Here is a 14,274-nt window from a genome sequence, read left to right on the forward strand (position 1 = left end):
CGCCCCGGGGTGTCTTCTGGGGGGGGGGGCCCCCCCACCGGGGGGCGGGGGGGGGGGGGGGGGGGGCCCGGGCCCCCGCCCCCGCCCCCCCCCCCCCGCCCCCCGCCCCCCCCGGGTCCCCCGAGGCCGGCCTGTCCGAGGACTACACCGAAGGGGCCCTGGCCGGCACCGGTGCCTCCTCCGGCAGGGGGGAGGAGGGGGCGCTCCTCGGACGCAGGAGCACCGCCGCCAGCACCAGGGCCAGCGCCGCGATCCCCGTGGCCACCGTGAAGGCGAGCCGATAGCCGTCCGCCGTCGCCGCCACGATCTGTTCGCCCCGCGCGGTCAGGCGCTCCGCGCGGGCCGCCGCCAGCGTCGTCAGGGCCGCGAGACCCAGCGAACCACCCACCACCTGCGTGGTGTTGAAGAGGCCGGAGGCGAGGCCCGCGTCCTCCTCGATCGCGCCCGACATCGCGAGTCCCGTCACCGCGGGCATCGCGGCCGCGAAACCGGCGGCGAGCAGGAGCATCGCGGGCAGCACGTCGGTGACGTACCCGCCGTCCGCCGGGACCCGGCTCAGCAGCGCCATGCCCGCCGTGATGAGGACGAGCCCGGCGCACAGGACGCGATGGGCGCCGAAGCGGGCGACGGTGCGCGCCGACAGGCTCAGCATCAGCACCCCGATCAGCACCGGCGCGGGCAGGAAGGCCGTACCGGTGAGCAACTCGTCGTACCCGAGGACCCGTTGGAGATACAGCGCCCCGATGTACTGGAAGCCGTACATGCCGGCGATCATCAGGATCTGCACGACGTTGGCGCTCACCAGGACCCGGGAGCGGAAGAGCCGCAGCCGCAGCAGCGGGCGGGCGGCACGCGCCTGCCGCACCGCGAAGGCGGCGAGGAGAGCCGGCGAGAGCGCGGCGAGGGCCAGGGTGGTGCCGGGCCCGTGGTCCCCGGCGCTCACGATCGTGTACACGGTCAGCATCAGCGCACCCGTGACCAGGGCCGCCCCGGGGTAGTCGGCCCCCCTGCCCAGCCCCAGCCCGTCGTCCGGGGCGAGGATCCGCAGCGCGGCGACCCACGCCGCCACTCCGATCGGCAGGTTGATCAGGAAGATCCAGTGCCAGCCGAGGCCCTGGGTGAGGGCCCCTCCGAGGAACGTGCCGAGCGCGCCGCCCGTCGCGCCGACCGCGCTGAACACGGCGATGGCACGGGCCCGTTCGCGGGGTTCCGGGAACAGCGCGACCAGCATGCCGAGGACGACGGCCGAGGTCATCGCGCCGCCGACGCCCTGGAGCGCGCGAGCCGCGACCAGCACACCGCGGTCCGTCGCGATCCCGCACAGCGCCGACGCGACGGTGAACACCACGAGCCCGGCGGCGAACATCCGCCTGCGGCCCACCAGGTCCCCGAGCCTGCCCGCGAGGAGCAGCAGTCCGCCGAAGGGGATCAGATACGCGTTCACGACCCAGGCCAGTCCCGGGCCGGAGAAGCCCAGATCGCTCTGGATCGCGGGCATCGCGACCGTGACGATGTTCCCGTCCAGGATCGTCATCAGCGTGCCCGCGCACAGCACGACGAGCGCGGCCCAGCGGGAGTACGTTCGTGGTGTCGGTGACCCACTCGTCGACGACATGGCGATGACCTCGGCCTTCTCCAAAGGTGCACGACTTGTAACGGGGTACATCGTGGAAGACCATGGAGACCGGCATAAGGAGGCACTTGGATGTCCCAGGGGAACACCGGTGTTACCTCGCAGGCAGTGCTCGCGCAGGCGTGCCCGGTCCGCGAAGTTCTTGACAGGGTCGCCGGGAAATGGAGCGTGCTGATCATCGTGGCGGCGGCCCACGGCCCGATCCGCTTCACCGAACTGGAGCGCAGCGTGGAGGGGATCAGCCGGCGCATGCTGACCCTCACCCTGCGCAATCTGGAGCGCGACGGACTCGTCACCCGCACGGTCCATCCGACGGTCCCGCCCAAGGTCGAGTACGAACTCACGCCGGTGGCACGGGAGTTGCATGCGACCTTGCTGTCCCTGACCGACTGGGCGGAGCGGCACCGGGTGACCGTCGCCGAGTCGCGCGCGGCCTACGACGCCGAGCACAGCCCGGAGTTGCCGGCCGCGTAGGCCCGCCCGTGCGAGCCCTCGCCCTCGCTCCGGACGACAGCGCAGGACACCTCGGGCTCTTCGGTCGCGCGCGGCCGGGTGGCGAGTTCCCTTGCCCCGTACGGCACTTCCGGTGCCCTGTAGGGCACTTCCGGATTCCGGGCGGCCCCGGTCCGGTGCGCCGAGGCTGGGCGGACGCTCACACGCGTCGCGGCGAGGCCAGCACGTACCGGGCGCCCGTGCGGGGTTCGCTGTGCTCGCCGACCTGCCAGCCCGCCTTCTCCAGGGTCGCCGCACAGGCACGCAGCGCCTCGGGGTCCGGCTCGCGCACGGCGACGGCCTCCGGCTGCGGCGTCGACCGCACCCGGTAGCCACCGCCTTCCGGGCCCGCGGGGCGGTGCCCTGCCGCCTCCAGCGCGAGCGCGGCGGCCTGCACCAGATGCGTGCGCTCCCACCCGCACGGCCGGTCCGTGTCGCCGCCCGGATTGGTCATGCGGCGCAGCTCCAGGAGTCCCTGCCAGGCGCTGTGCACCTCACGCCCGCGCGCGGGCCCGGCGTCGGACGGCCCTTCGCCGCCGGTCCGCGCGGCGAACACGCCGGCATCCGCCGGGGCGGATGGCTGCGGCGGCGGTGCCCCGGCCGGCTCCGGGGCCTCACGTACGCGACGGCCGGCGGGGGTCAGGAAGTGGTCGTGCGGCGGCCGGGGATGCCGGAAGGCGAGCCCACGCTGCACCAGCGCGGCGAGCTGCGCCGGGGTGCCCTTCAGCCGGCCGGTCACCGGATCGGCGGCCTCGATCACACGCCGCTGCGCGGCGGTGGGGGGTCGGGTCACGGCGCGCTCCCTCCGGCGTCGTCGGCGGCGCTCCGCCGCCGGTCAGTGCTCCGCGGGCCCCTGTCCGGCAGGGGAGAGCGGCCCATGGGAACAGTACGCGTCGGGTCTGACATTCCAGCCGGCCACCACATGGCGGCGGTGCTCCGTGCTGAGCCGGCTCATCGTGCCGGTGCCGAGTTGGAACAGCGCCCCCGCCTGGGCGGGCAGCCCGAGCCGCCGCGCCGTCAGCACCCGCAGGAAGTGCCCGTGCGAGAACACGACCACGCTGCCTTCCGACTCCGCGAGCGCCGCGTCGATCCTGGCGAGCATGCGCTCGGCGCGCGCCCCGACCTCGTCCGGGCTCTCCCCGGGGTGCTCGGGAGGGCCGGGCGCGACGCCGTCGGTGAACAGGAACCACTCGGGCCTGCTGCGGTGGATCTCGACGGTGGTGATCCCCTCGTAGCCGCCGTAGTCCCATTCGGAGAGGTCGGCGTCCACCACGGCGCCGTCGACCCCGGCCAGCGAGGCCGTCTCGCGGGCCCGCTGCATCGGGCTGACGAAGGCCGCGGCGATGTGGTGCCGGGCGATCAGCGGGGCCAGCTTGCGCGCCTGCTCCCGGCCCCGGTCGGTCAGCGGGATGTCCGTCGAGCCGGTGTGCCGCCCGGACAAGGACCACTCGGTCTCACCGTGCCGTACGAGAAGGAGGTCACCCATCGCCGAACCCTTTCTGTCCCGCCGTCCCTCCGTACGGTGTCACCGGCGGGCGGCGGGCGCAGCACCGGCTGCGCCGGTCGGCCCTACTGGCGGTACCCGCTCAGGAAGCGTCCGATCCGGCTGATCGCCGCGTCCAGGTCGTCGGCGTGCGGCAGGGTCAGGATGCGGAAGTGGTCGGGGCGCGGCCAATTGAATCCGGTGCCCTGCACGACCTGGATCTTCTCGCGCAGCAGCAGGTCGAGGACGAACTTCTCGTCGTCGTGGATCCTGTGCACCTCGGGGTCGATGCGCGGGAACGCGTAGAGAGCGCCCTTCGGCTTGACGCACGAGACGCCCGGGATCTCGTTGAGCTTCTCCCAGGCCCGGTCGCGCTGTTCGCGCAGCCGTCCGCCCGGCGCCGTGAGCTCGTGGATGGACTGCCGGCCGCCGAGCGCGGCCTGGATGGCGTACTGGGCGGGGGCGTTCGCGCACAGTCGCATGGAGGCCAGCATGGTGAGGCCCTCCAGATAGTTGCGGGCGTGCTGCTTGGGGCCGGTGACGACGAGCCAGCCGGAGCGGAAGCCGGCGACCCGGTAGGTCTTGGACAGCCCGCAGAAGGTGAGGACCACGAGGTCGGGGGCGAGCGCGGCGGCCGAGTGGTGCACGGCGTCGTCGTACAGGATCTGGTCGTAGATCTCGTCGGCGAACACCATCAGCCCGTGACGGCGCGCCAGGTCGAGGATGCCCTCGACGATCTCCTTCGGGTACACCGCGCCGGTGGGATTGTTGGGGTTGATGATCACGACGGCCCGGGTCCGGTCGGTGATCTTCGCTTCCATGTCCGCCAGGTCCGGGTACCAGTCGGACTGCTCGTCGCAGAGGTAGTGCACCGCCTTGCCGCCCGCGAGCGTGGTGACGGCCGTCCAGAGCGGGAAGTCCGGGGCGGGGATGAGGACTTCGTCGCCGTCCTCGACGAGCGCCTGCACGGCCATGGAGACCAGCTCGGAGACGCCGTTGCCGAGGAAGACGTCGTCCACGCCGACGTCGAGGCCGCGGTCCTGGTAGCGCTGGGCGACGGCGCGGCGCGCGGAGAGGACACCACGCGAGTCGGTGTAGCCGTGAGCCCGGGGCAGCATCCGGATCATGTCCTGGAGGATCTCCTCCGGCGCCTCGAAGCCGAAGAGCGCGGGGTTGCCGGTGTTCAGGCGCAGCACGCTGTGGCCCGCCGCCTCCAGTGCGTCGGCGTGTTCGATCACCGGGCCGCGGATCTCGTAACAGACCTCGCTGAGCTTGCTCGACTGCCGGAACTCCATGCGTGCGCCCTCCGGTTCGTTGTGTTGCTTGGTTTTACCAAGTGTGAGCTTGGAAAGTCCAACAAGATGGCTAGACTGCGCCGCATGTCACCTCGCCGAAGCTACGACCAGTACTGTTCCGCCGCCCGTGCGCTCGACGCCGTCGGTGACCGGTGGACCCTCCTGATCGTCCGTGAGCTGCTCGGCGGACCGCGCCGCTACACCGACCTGCACGCCGATCTGCCCGGCGTGAGCACGGACGTCCTCGCCTCCCGGCTCAAGGACATGGAACGCGACGGGCTGACCACACGGCGGCGCCTGCCCCCGCCGGGCGCGGCGTACGTCTACGAACTCACCCGCAGGGGCCGTGACCTGCTCCCTGTGCTCCAGGCGCTCGGGGAGTGGGGCGCGCCCGTGCTGGAGGAGCGGCGGCCCACCGACGCGGTGCGGGCGCACTGGTTCGCGCTGCCGCTGCTGCGCGCCATGGAAGGCGACGGCCTGGTCGAAGTGCGCCTGGACGAAGGCGTGTTCCACCTGTGGCTGGGCACCGCCGAGGGGCCGGTGTACGGGGAGGGTCCCGCCCGCGGCGAGCCGGACGCGCGCCTGACGCTCGACAGCGAGACCTGCGAGGCCGTGAGCCGCGGCGCGCTGGGCCTGCGGGAAGCCGTCCGGCAGGGGCGCATCGAGGTGACGGGAGACGGCGCACCGGCCAAGGCACTCCGCGAGGACTGACGGGCCGCCCGCGCCGCGCGGCCCGGGCGGGGCCGCTGCCGCACCGGCGCCGTCGGCGACCGGCCCGCGGGAGGCGATCCGCGGTGCCGGCCCGTGTCCGGGCCGGCCGGGCGATGCGGGGCCTCGGCAGCGGTCGTGACGCCCGGTCTCCGGGCACAGCCGGGAGGCCGGGGCGGCGCCAGGACCGAACGGGGCCCGCCGTACCGGTGCGGTTCGGCGGGCCCCTCAGGTGGTTCCGATGGTGGGTCAGGCGCCCGGCGGCACCCGCGACGGCCGCCCCGCGCCCCGGGTCAGCGCGTAACCGCCGATGCCGGCGAGCGCCGCGAGAACACCGCCGATCGCGGTCCACACCCAGCGGTCCGACCACCAGCCCGAGGCCCAGCCGTCGTCGGGCTCGATCGAGGACAGCACGGCCGTCGACGAGTCGGAGTCCTCGTCGGACTTCCCGCCCGTCGTCGCGATGCCCGGCACCAGCGGCTCGGCGAGCGAACCGTCGACCGCCGCCGCGCCGCCGATGTCCTTGGAGCCCACCTCGACCTCGGCGTTCACCGGCAGGCCGAGACCGGACGCCGGCAGACCCGTGGCGGTGAGCCGGATGTAGTAGGTGCCCGGCAACGGGTCGTTGGCCCAGGTCTCCGACCAGGCACGCACCGTGCGCAGCGTGCAGGACAGCTCGACGGAGGCCGCGCCGGCCGCCGCCGTCCGCGTCTGCGCCCCGTACTGGCAGGCCTGCCGGCGCCGCAGCCCGTCGTACACGTCGATCTGCCACGTCTCGGCGGCGCCGCGCGCGGCGGACCCGGGCAGCTTCACCGTCGCCTTCACGGTGGGCCGCTGTCCGGCGTCCGCCGGGAAGGACCAGTACAGATAGTCGCCCGTGGAGGCGCCGGCGGTGGCCCGCTGCCCCTGCTCGATCTCCGTCGCCGTACGGAAGGACGTGCCCGCCTCGGTGGGCGCGCCGTCGTCGCCCGACGGGCTCGGCGAGGGCGAGGAGTCGGCGAAGGCGGGTGCCGCCGCCACCGCGAGCGCGGCGGGAGCGGCGGCCCCGAGCAGGAACAGTGCCGTGGTCAGCACACGTCGGATACGCATCAGTTGGTCCTCCAGACCGCGACACGCCAGCGCGAGATCCAGCCCCACAGCACACCCGCGAGGAAGCCGGTGAGCACCAGGGCGCCGAGCAGCCACCAGCCGCGTCCGAGACCGAACGAGGCGACGTCACCCGCCTGGTCGGGCCCGTCGACGACGTCGACGGTCAGTTCCAGCGGCAGCCCGGGCGTGGTCTTCACACCCGCGGCGGCCGCGAAGGAGTTCGACACCTGGAGGCACACGACCTCGGCGGTGGCGTCCTCGTCGTCGCTCTCGGCCTTCGGGTAGCGCAGCCCGGTCGAGACGACGTCGGTACGGCCGTTGCCCGCGGCCTCGCCGCGGACGATCTCCCGCCCGTGCACCGTGACGGCCCGCAGCAGCACCCCGTAGTCAGGGGCGACCGCGCGGTCCGCGGCGACGCTGACCGAGGCCCGCAGCTCCTGGCCCGGCTCGACCTCGACGCGGTACCAGCGGTGCTTGGTGAACTCCTCGCGGTCGGTGTAGAGGCCGGACTTCAGAGCCGGGGCCTGCGCGCACTCGGCGGCACCCTCCACGGCGACCGGCGTCACCACCGGATCGGCGGCCCGGTCCACCAACTGCCCGACTCGGTCGGCCAGTTCCTCCTTGTGCTGGACGGAGGTGTACGTGCCGCCGGTGGCGTCGGCGATGCAGCTGAGCTGGTCGCGCGTCTTCGCGTCGGGCACCAGCCCCAGGGTGTCGATGGTCAGGCCTATGCCCTTGGACGAGATCTCGCGCGCCACCTCGCACGGGTCGAGCGGCTGGCAGGTGTCCTCGCCGTCGCTGATCAGCACGATACGGCGGGTGCCGTCACCGCCTTCGAGATCGTCGGCCGCCTTCAGCAGGGCGGGGCCGATCGGCGTCCAGCCGGTGGGCGTGAGGGTCGCGACAGCCGTCTTCGCCTCGGTGCGGTCGAGCGTGCCCACCGGGTACAGCTGCGCCGTGTCCTTGCAGCCCGTCTTCCGGTCGTCGCCACGGTAGTCGGCGCCGAGCGTACGGATGCCGAGCTGCACCTCCTCCGGCGTCGCGTCGAGCACCTCGTTGAACGCCTGCTTCGCCGCGGCCATCCGCGAGCCGCCGTCGATGTCCCGGGCCCGCATCGAACCGCTGACGTCCAGCACCAGTTCGACCTTGGGGGCGGCCTGGGCCGTTTCGTCGGCGACCGCTCCGGCCGGGAAGGCGACCCCCGCCGTCAGGGTGGCGAGCAGGGCGCACAGACCCGCCGCCAGCCGTTGTCTTGTGATCATCGGCGGATCCTATTGATCAAAGGTGTCGCGCTTCAAAACGAGGGGGTGCCGGGCCCGGATCAGGTGAGCGGATTGGGCAGTTGTGTCCACAGGTCGCCGGAGGTGCGCGGGGAGAGCCGCATCAGGGTGAGCGCCTTGGTGGGCAGCGGCTCGCCCAGCAGGGCGGCGCGGTCCGCGGTGCGCGGCAGATCACCGGCGACCGCCTCCAGCGCTCCGCGCAGCGCGGCGGTCGAGCCCGCCGTGGCACCCAGCGCGCCACCCACGAGGGAGCCGAACAACTTGCGCCGCAGGGCGCTCTCGTCGTCCGTGACCACGCGGCCGGAGAGCGCGGGAGCCGGGATGCCGTGCCGGGCCAGGCGGGCCGGGCTGATCCGGATGTCGGCGAGGTCGCGGTAGACGAGCCGGACCGGGGCGCCCGCGCCGTCGAGGACGACGAGCAGGTTCTGGCCGTGCGCCTCCAGGGCCACGCCCAGATCGAGCAGGCGCAGCCCGGTCGTGAGCACGAGGCGGGTGAAATCGGCCAGCCAGGAGGGGTGTTCGGGCAGTCCCGTCAGCGGGAGGGCGGCCACCGGGACGATCTGCTCGCCCGGGCCCGCGTACTGGTCCGGCGACTCGCGCAGCACCGCCGCCAGATCGGGGCGGTGCGCGGTGGCCGCGCCGAGCGTCCGGGTGATGTGCAGCGGAGCGTCCAGACGGCCGGCCACCGACTCCATGAACGCCGACACCGTCGCGGCGGTCTCCACCGAGGACACCGAGATGTCGCGCACCGAGGACGTCAGCCGGGCGCTCAGCGCGGTCTTGACGTGCGGGCCGTCCGGCAGGGCGAGCGTACGCAGGGACATCAACGGGTGTGCGGCGAAACCCTCCTGGACCGGTCCGTCCAGTACGTGCGCCACCTGCCAGGGGTGGACGGGGATCAGGACGCGCTCGCCGTCCCGCAGCCACTTCGGCCACTCGCCGGTGACCAGACAGTCGTCGGCGGCCATCAGCCCCAGGTCCACGACCGGCCGGTGCTCCGGCGCGTACGCGAGCTGCTCGGCCACGGAGAAACCGGGCCGCGAACGGCAGTTGGGGTGGTACGGGTGCCCGTCGACGACCCGCTGCTCCCACCTCCAGCACGCCGCCGGATGCTCGGCGGGTCCGCACGCGACGCCGTCCGCGGGGGCCGGGCCGGCGGCGCCATCGGTCGCCGGCCCGGTCGCCGCGCCGAACACCGTCTGCCCTGCCCGGGACAGCGCCAAGGACGCGACGCTGTCGGCGAGTTCGGCCGCGAAGGCGGGGCCGTGCGGCACCCCGAGCGCCTCGACGAGCCGGTCCGGCCGGTCGTACGGCCGCCCGTCGAGCCGCACTGCGCCGACGTACCCGGTGACGGCGTACGGGTCCGGGTGCGGGCCGTGCAGCCGCCGGCCGTCGGCCAGCCGGACCGTGAGACCGTCACGCCCCGTCTCGTGGCCCGCGATCCACGGCAGCGGTTCGTACGCCAGCGCACGCCACAGACGGGTCAGTACCGCCGCCCTGGCGCCGGGGACCGCCCGCGCGTACGGCGCCGACAGCTCGGGGCGCACGGCGCTCGGCCCGCCGGCGGGCGCGGCCTCGGGCGTGGGGGGACGGTGCACGGGTGGGCTCCTTGGGTACGGGGACTGCGTCGCGGTCGTCCACGGCAGCAGACATACTGATCACCAGTGCACCGTATGGAATGAATGAAGCGAATGGACCGAGTGGACTCCCTGCCGCCCCTGCTCCCCCCACTCGCCGGGGAGGATCCCGGCAGCGATGTCGCGGAGGCCGCCGACGCGTACGCCGCGGCGCCCCTGCTGAATTGTCTCCTGCGGGAGGCGGCGGAGCCCGCGGAGGACCCCGGTGTGTACCGCCTGAAGGCGGGCGGCAGGCTGCTGAGGGTGCGCGGCGCGCGGCGGCCCGCGCGGCCGGAGGTGCGCGCCGCCGGTGCCTGGCACCGGCTCACCCACGCCGAACTGGTCAAACTGACCGCCGAGGAACTGCGCCGCGCCACCGGCCTGTCCAACTCCGAACTGCCCGCGGAGATGACCGACAGCCGCGACACCGTCGCCGCGCTGCTCACCGCGCGGCAGCGTGCGACACCGCCCGGCGACCCGTACCTGCGCTCCGAGCAGTCCCTGATCACCGGGCATCCCCACCATCCGGCACCGAAGGCGCGCGGCGGCGGTCCGGCCACCGACTGGCTGCCGTACGCGCCCGAGGCGTACGCCCGCTTCCCGCTCGAACTCCTCGCCGTCCGCGAGGACGCCGTCGTCGAGGACGGCGACACCACGGCGCTCGACGCCTTCGGCCAGGCCCCGCCCGGCTACCGGCTACTGCCCGCCCACCCCTGGCAGCTCGGCCTGGTCGGCGACCGCCCGGAGATCCGGGCCGCGTTCCGCGACGGGCGGCTGCTGCGCGTGGGACGTACCCCGCGCCCGCTCCGGCCGACGGCGGCGATCCGCACGCTGTACGCGCCCGAGGACGACGTGTTCGTGAAGTTCAGCCTCGACGTGCGCGTCACCAACGACATCCGCCGGCTGTGGCGGCACGACCTGCTGAAGATGCGCGGCACCGACTCGGCCGCCGCCGCTGCGTTCGCGGGACCCGGCCCCGCCGCCTGGCTGAGCGACCGCGGCTACCGCACCGCCGACTTCGCCTTCGAGGAACTCGCCGTCCTCGTCCGGGACGGACTGCGCGGCCACCTCGTGCCCGGCGCGACCCCGCTGCTCGCCGCCGCCCTGGTGGAGGGTTTCGACGGCAGCCCCCTGGACGGGCTCGCCGACCCGTCCGCCTGGTGGGCCGCGTATCTTCGCCATGTCGTACCGCCCGTGCTGCACGCGTTCGCGCGCCACGGCGTCGTCGTCGAGGCCCACCTGCAGAACGTGCTGGTGGCCGTGGACGCGGCGGGGACTCCCGTGCAGGCGCTGTTCAGGGACGCGGAGGGCGTGAAGCTGCTGCCCGCCGGGACGCGCGAGGCGTGCTGGGAGCGGCTCGTGTACTGCCTGCTCGTCAACCACCTCGCCGAGCTGGCCGCGCTGCTCGCCGAGCGTCACCCCGGCCTGGACCCGTGGCCCGCCGTCCGGGAGGAGCTGATCCGCTACGACACGGAGCACGGCCTGCCCGAGATCGCCGGCCTGCTCGCGGCGCCCACCGTCCCCGGCAAGACGAACCTGCTCCTGCGGTGGACCGGCGCGGACGGCGCGGACGCCCGGTACGTGCCGCTGCCCAACCCGCTGGCCGGGTGAGCGCTGACTTACCCTGGCGGGTGTGCTGCGCGACGTGACTGCTGTTCGATACGTGACCCCGCTGAGGGCGGGCGGCTCCGTGCCCGGAGTCGTCGAGGCCGACGACCTGGGGACGTACGTCGTGAAGTTCACCGGCTCCGCGCAGGGCCGCAAGGCGCTGGTCGCCGAGGTGATCGTCGGCGAGCTGGCCCGTGCGCTCGGGCTGCGCTTCCCCGAGCTGGTCCTCGTCCACTTCGACCCCGCGATCGCCGACTCCGAACCGCACCAGGAGGTGCGGGACCTGCACGGCGCCAGCGCGGGCCTCAACCTCGGCATGGACTTCCTGCCGGGCGCGAAGGACTTCACGCCGGAGGTCGCCAAGAGGTTCCCGGTCGACGCCCTGGAGGCGGGCAGGATCGTCTGGCTCGACGCGCTGACCGTGAACGTGGACCGTACGGTCCACAGCTCGAACCTGATGGTGTGGCCCACGTTCGGCACCGCGCCCCCGCGGCTGTGGCTGATCGACCACGGAGCGGCCCTCGTCTTCCACCACCGCTGGGACGCCTCCGACCCCGCCAAGGCCTACGACTTCCGGCACCACGCCCTCGGCCACTACACGCCGGACACCCGGGCCGCCGACGCCGAGCTGGCGCCGCGGGTGACGCGCGAGCTGCTCCGCGAGGTCACGGCGGCCGTGCCGGACGCCTGGCTGACCGTCGAGGAGGGGTACGCGACGCCCGACGAGGTGAGGACGGCGTACGTGGACTACCTCCACGCGCGCGTGGCGGCGTCCGCGGCCTGGCTGCCCACCGACTTCCCCACCCGGGAGGAACTCGCCGCCGAGGAGGAGCAGCGCGCGGCGAGGACACAGCAGGGCCGCCCGAACTGGCTCAAGCGTGTCCCCGACCTGCACGGCAAACCGGCGGCGGAACAGGATTGGTCGGTGCACCTGGGATGAGCGGCGTCCAGCGCGTGGAGATCGAGTACTGCACCCAGTGCCGCTGGCTGCCACGGGCGGCCTGGCTGGCGCAGGAGCTCCTCACGACCTTCGAGACCGAGCTGACGGAACTGGCCCTCAAGCCCGGCACGGGCGGGGTCTTCATGGTCCGGGTGAACGGCGAGGTGGTCTGGGACCGCCGCGAACAGGGCTTCCCGGAGCCGACCGCGGTGAAGCAGGCCGTACGCGACCGAGTGGCCCCGGGAAGGTCCCTGGGCCACTCGGACAGATCCGCGTGAGCGTCAGCCCTTGAGCTGCTCGTAGGCCGGCAGCGTCAGGAAGTCCGCGTAGTCCTCGTCCAGCGACACCTGGAGCAGCAGGTCGTGGGCCTGCTGCCAGTTGCCCGCCGCGAACGCCTCCTCGCCGATCTCGGCGCGGATGCGGGCGAGCTCCTCGGCGGCGACCCGGCGCGCCAGCTCCGGCGTGGCCGCCACGGTCTTCCCGTCGTGCTCGAAGACGACGCCCGCGTTGATCCACTGCCAGATCTGGGAGCGGGAGATCTCGGCGGTGGCCGCGTCCTCCATGAGGTTGAAGATGGCGACCGCGCCGAGGCCGCGCAGCCAGGCCTCGATGTAGCGGATGCCGACCTGCACCGCGTTGACCAGGCCCTCGTACGTCGGCCTGGCGTCGAGGGAGTCGATGGCGATCAGGTCGCCGGCGGCGACGGACACGTCCTCGCGCAGTCGGTCCTTCTGGTTGGGCCGCTCCCCGAGAACCGCGTCGAACGACGCCATCGCGATGGGGACCAGGTCGGGGTGCGCGACCCAGGAGCCGTCGAAGCCGTCGCCCGCCTCGCGGTCCTTGTCGGCCTTGACCTTCTCGAAGGCGACCTTGTTGACCTCCTCGTCGCGGCGCGAGGGGATGAACGCGGCCATGCCGCCGATCGCGTGCGCGCCGCGCTTGTGGCAGGTACGGACGAGGAGTTCGGTGTACGCGCGCATGAACGGGGCGGTCATCGTCACCGCGTTGCGGTCCGGCAGGACGAACTTGGCGCCGCCGTCACGGAAGTTCTTGACGATGGAGAAGAGGTAGTCCCAGCGGCCCGCGTTCAGTCCCGAGGCGTGGTCGCGGAGTTCGTAGAGAATCTCCTCCATCTCGTACGCGGCGGTGATCGTCTCGATCAGGACGGTCGCGCGCACGGTCCCCTGCGGGATGCCGAGGTGGTCCTGCGCGAAGACGAAGACGTCGTTCCAGAGGCGGGCCTCCAGGTGCGACTCCGTCTTCGGGAGGTAGAAGTACGGGCCCTTGCCGAGGTCCAGCAGGCGCTGGGCGTTGTGGAAGAAGTACAGGCCGAAGTCGACGAGGGCGCCCGGGACGGGTGTGCCGTCGGCGTCCACGAGGTGGCGTTCGCTCAGGTGCCAGCCGCGCGGGCGCATGACGACGGTGGCGAGGTCCTCGTTCGCCTTGAGGGCGTACGACTTGCCCGACGCCGGGTCGGTGAAGTCGATGGTGCGGGTGTAGGCGGCGATCAGATTGAGCTGGCCGGCGACCACGTTCTCCCAGGTCGGCGCCGAGGCGTCCTCGAAGTCCGCGAGCCAGACGCGCGCACCGGAGTTGAGCGCGTTGATGGTCATCTTGCGGTCGGTGGGGCCGGTGATCTCGACGCGGCGGTCGTTCAGCGCCGCCGGGGCGGGGGCCACCTTCCAGGAGTCGTCCGCGCGGATCGCGGCGGTCTCCGGGAGGAAGTCGAGGGTGGAGGTGCGGGCGATCTCGGCGCGGCGCTCCGCACGGCGGGCGAGGAGCTCGTCACGCCGGGGCGTGAACTGCCGGTGCAGCTCGGCCACGAAGGCGAGGGCCGCGTCGGTGAGGACCTCCTCCTGCCGGGGCAGGGGCTCGGCGTCGACGATGGCCAGCGGGGACGGCGCTGGTGCGGACATGAGCTGTCACTTCCTTCGGGGAGCTGTTTCAGCGAACCACGTGCATCGCCACCGTGCCGTGGCACTGGGTGCCGACCGGCGCGAAGGGGGGCAAAGAGCGCCCGCGGAGCGGTCAGACGCTTCTGAACAGTGGATACTAGTTTCCTCATGGTGGAAGTTCAATGGTTTGTTGATGTCGAGATTCTCCGGGTCGACACAAGGTGGCGCTCGGTGC

General features: G+C 73.3%; 13 protein-coding genes. 5 read left to right on the forward strand and 8 right to left on the reverse strand.

From position 1 onward, the window contains the following. Positions 1–142: 142 nt before the first annotated feature. Complete coding sequence (locus ACZ4IF_RS21875; protein ID WP_467565133.1) at positions 143–1,615, reverse strand: MFS transporter; 1,473 nt, start codon at positions 1,613–1,615, stop codon at positions 143–145. Between the two features lie 90 nt (positions 1,616–1,705). Here ACZ4IF_RS21875 and ACZ4IF_RS21880 point away from each other — a divergent pair, with 90 nt between their 5' ends. Then, a complete protein-coding gene (locus ACZ4IF_RS21880; RefSeq protein ID WP_467565135.1) occupies positions 1,706–2,107 on the forward strand; it encodes a winged helix-turn-helix transcriptional regulator in 402 nt (133 codons plus the stop codon). Between the two features lie 178 nt (positions 2,108–2,285). Here ACZ4IF_RS21880 and ACZ4IF_RS21885 read toward each other — a convergent pair whose 3' ends face one another. The 3 genes from ACZ4IF_RS21885 to ACZ4IF_RS21895 form a co-directional block, all read right to left on the reverse strand. After that, on the reverse strand, positions 2,286–2,918 hold the full coding sequence (locus tag ACZ4IF_RS21885) for a hypothetical protein (RefSeq protein WP_467565137.1): 633 nt from the start codon (positions 2,916–2,918) through the stop codon (positions 2,286–2,288). 42 nt (positions 2,919–2,960) lie between these two features. Continuing rightward, positions 2,961–3,611 (reverse strand): histidine phosphatase family protein, encoded by a 651-nt coding sequence (locus ACZ4IF_RS21890; RefSeq protein ID WP_467565139.1) that lies wholly within the window; start codon positions 3,609–3,611, stop codon positions 2,961–2,963. 83 nt (positions 3,612–3,694) lie between these two features. After that, positions 3,695–4,903 (reverse strand): pyridoxal phosphate-dependent aminotransferase, encoded by a 1,209-nt coding sequence (locus ACZ4IF_RS21895; RefSeq protein ID WP_359501139.1) that lies wholly within the window; start codon positions 4,901–4,903, stop codon positions 3,695–3,697. Between the two features lie 84 nt (positions 4,904–4,987). Between ACZ4IF_RS21895 and ACZ4IF_RS21900 the strand changes: the two genes are divergently transcribed. Then, positions 4,988–5,614: a winged helix-turn-helix transcriptional regulator gene (locus ACZ4IF_RS21900; protein WP_467565141.1), complete on the forward strand. Its 627-nt coding sequence runs from the start codon at positions 4,988–4,990 to the stop codon at positions 5,612–5,614. Between the two features lie 246 nt (positions 5,615–5,860). Here ACZ4IF_RS21900 and ACZ4IF_RS21905 read toward each other — a convergent pair whose 3' ends face one another. Genes ACZ4IF_RS21905 through ACZ4IF_RS21915 form a run of 3 tightly spaced genes read right to left on the reverse strand, consistent with a single transcriptional unit; the run spans position 5,861 to position 9,578 of the window. Then, positions 5,861–6,700 (reverse strand): hypothetical protein, encoded by an 840-nt coding sequence (locus tag ACZ4IF_RS21905; protein ID WP_467565143.1) that lies wholly within the window; start codon positions 6,698–6,700, stop codon positions 5,861–5,863. After that, a complete protein-coding gene (locus ACZ4IF_RS21910) occupies positions 6,700–7,962 on the reverse strand; it encodes a VWA domain-containing protein (protein ID WP_467565145.1) in 1,263 nt (420 codons plus the stop codon). Before ACZ4IF_RS21910 ends, ACZ4IF_RS21905 begins: the two co-directional genes overlap by 1 nt. Before the next feature lie 59 nt (positions 7,963–8,021). Next, positions 8,022–9,578 (reverse strand): IucA/IucC family protein, encoded by a 1,557-nt coding sequence (locus ACZ4IF_RS21915; protein WP_467565147.1) that lies wholly within the window; start codon positions 9,576–9,578, stop codon positions 8,022–8,024. Between the two features lie 93 nt (positions 9,579–9,671). Here ACZ4IF_RS21915 and ACZ4IF_RS21920 point away from each other — a divergent pair, with 93 nt between their 5' ends. From ACZ4IF_RS21920 to ACZ4IF_RS21930, 3 genes are read left to right on the forward strand one after another with little or no spacing between them, the layout of a single operon-like run. Then, entirely contained in the window at positions 9,672–11,207 is a 1,536-nt protein-coding gene (locus ACZ4IF_RS21920; protein ID WP_467565149.1) for an IucA/IucC family protein, read from the forward strand. Positions 11,208–11,229: 22 nt separating this feature from the next. Next, entirely contained in the window at positions 11,230–12,144 is a 915-nt protein-coding gene (locus ACZ4IF_RS21925) for a HipA family kinase (RefSeq protein ID WP_467565151.1), read from the forward strand. Then, on the forward strand, positions 12,141–12,422 hold the full coding sequence (locus tag ACZ4IF_RS21930) for an Rdx family protein (protein ID WP_037763571.1): 282 nt from the start codon (positions 12,141–12,143) through the stop codon (positions 12,420–12,422). Before ACZ4IF_RS21925 ends, ACZ4IF_RS21930 begins: the two co-directional genes overlap by 4 nt. Before the next feature lie 3 nt (positions 12,423–12,425). Here ACZ4IF_RS21930 and aceB read toward each other — a convergent pair whose 3' ends face one another. Beyond that, the gene (aceB, locus tag ACZ4IF_RS21935; RefSeq protein ID WP_467565153.1) at positions 12,426–14,060 is read right to left on the reverse strand and encodes a malate synthase A; all 1,635 of its coding nucleotides are present in this window, start codon (positions 14,058–14,060) and stop codon (positions 12,426–12,428) included. Positions 14,061–14,274: the final 214 nt, after the last annotated feature.

The organism is Streptomyces sp. NPDC025784, from assembly GCF_055558435.1.

Excerpts from the sequence above, each read along its gene's own strand:
- aceB (WP_467565153.1), bottom strand. The coding sequence starts at position 14,060 with ATGTCCGCACCAGCGCCGTCCCCGCTGGCCATCGTCGACGCCGAGCCC.
- ACZ4IF_RS21895 (WP_359501139.1), bottom strand. The coding sequence starts at position 4,903 with ATGGAGTTCCGGCAGTCGAGCAAGCTCAGCGAGGTCTGTTACGAGATC.
- ACZ4IF_RS21880 (WP_467565135.1), top strand. The coding sequence starts at position 1,706 with ATGTCCCAGGGGAACACCGGTGTTACCTCGCAGGCAGTGCTCGCGCAG.
- ACZ4IF_RS21890 (WP_467565139.1), bottom strand. The coding sequence starts at position 3,611 with ATGGGTGACCTCCTTCTCGTACGGCACGGTGAGACCGAGTGGTCCTTG.
- ACZ4IF_RS21910 (WP_467565145.1), bottom strand. The coding sequence starts at position 7,962 with ATGATCACAAGACAACGGCTGGCGGCGGGTCTGTGCGCCCTGCTCGCC.
- ACZ4IF_RS21900 (WP_467565141.1), top strand. The coding sequence starts at position 4,988 with ATGTCACCTCGCCGAAGCTACGACCAGTACTGTTCCGCCGCCCGTGCG.
- ACZ4IF_RS21930 (WP_037763571.1), top strand. The coding sequence starts at position 12,141 with ATGAGCGGCGTCCAGCGCGTGGAGATCGAGTACTGCACCCAGTGCCGC.
- ACZ4IF_RS21920 (WP_467565149.1), top strand. The coding sequence starts at position 9,672 with ATGGACCGAGTGGACTCCCTGCCGCCCCTGCTCCCCCCACTCGCCGGG.
- ACZ4IF_RS21875 (WP_467565133.1), bottom strand. The coding sequence starts at position 1,615 with ATGTCGTCGACGAGTGGGTCACCGACACCACGAACGTACTCCCGCTGG.
- ACZ4IF_RS21905 (WP_467565143.1), bottom strand. The coding sequence starts at position 6,700 with ATGCGTATCCGACGTGTGCTGACCACGGCACTGTTCCTGCTCGGGGCC.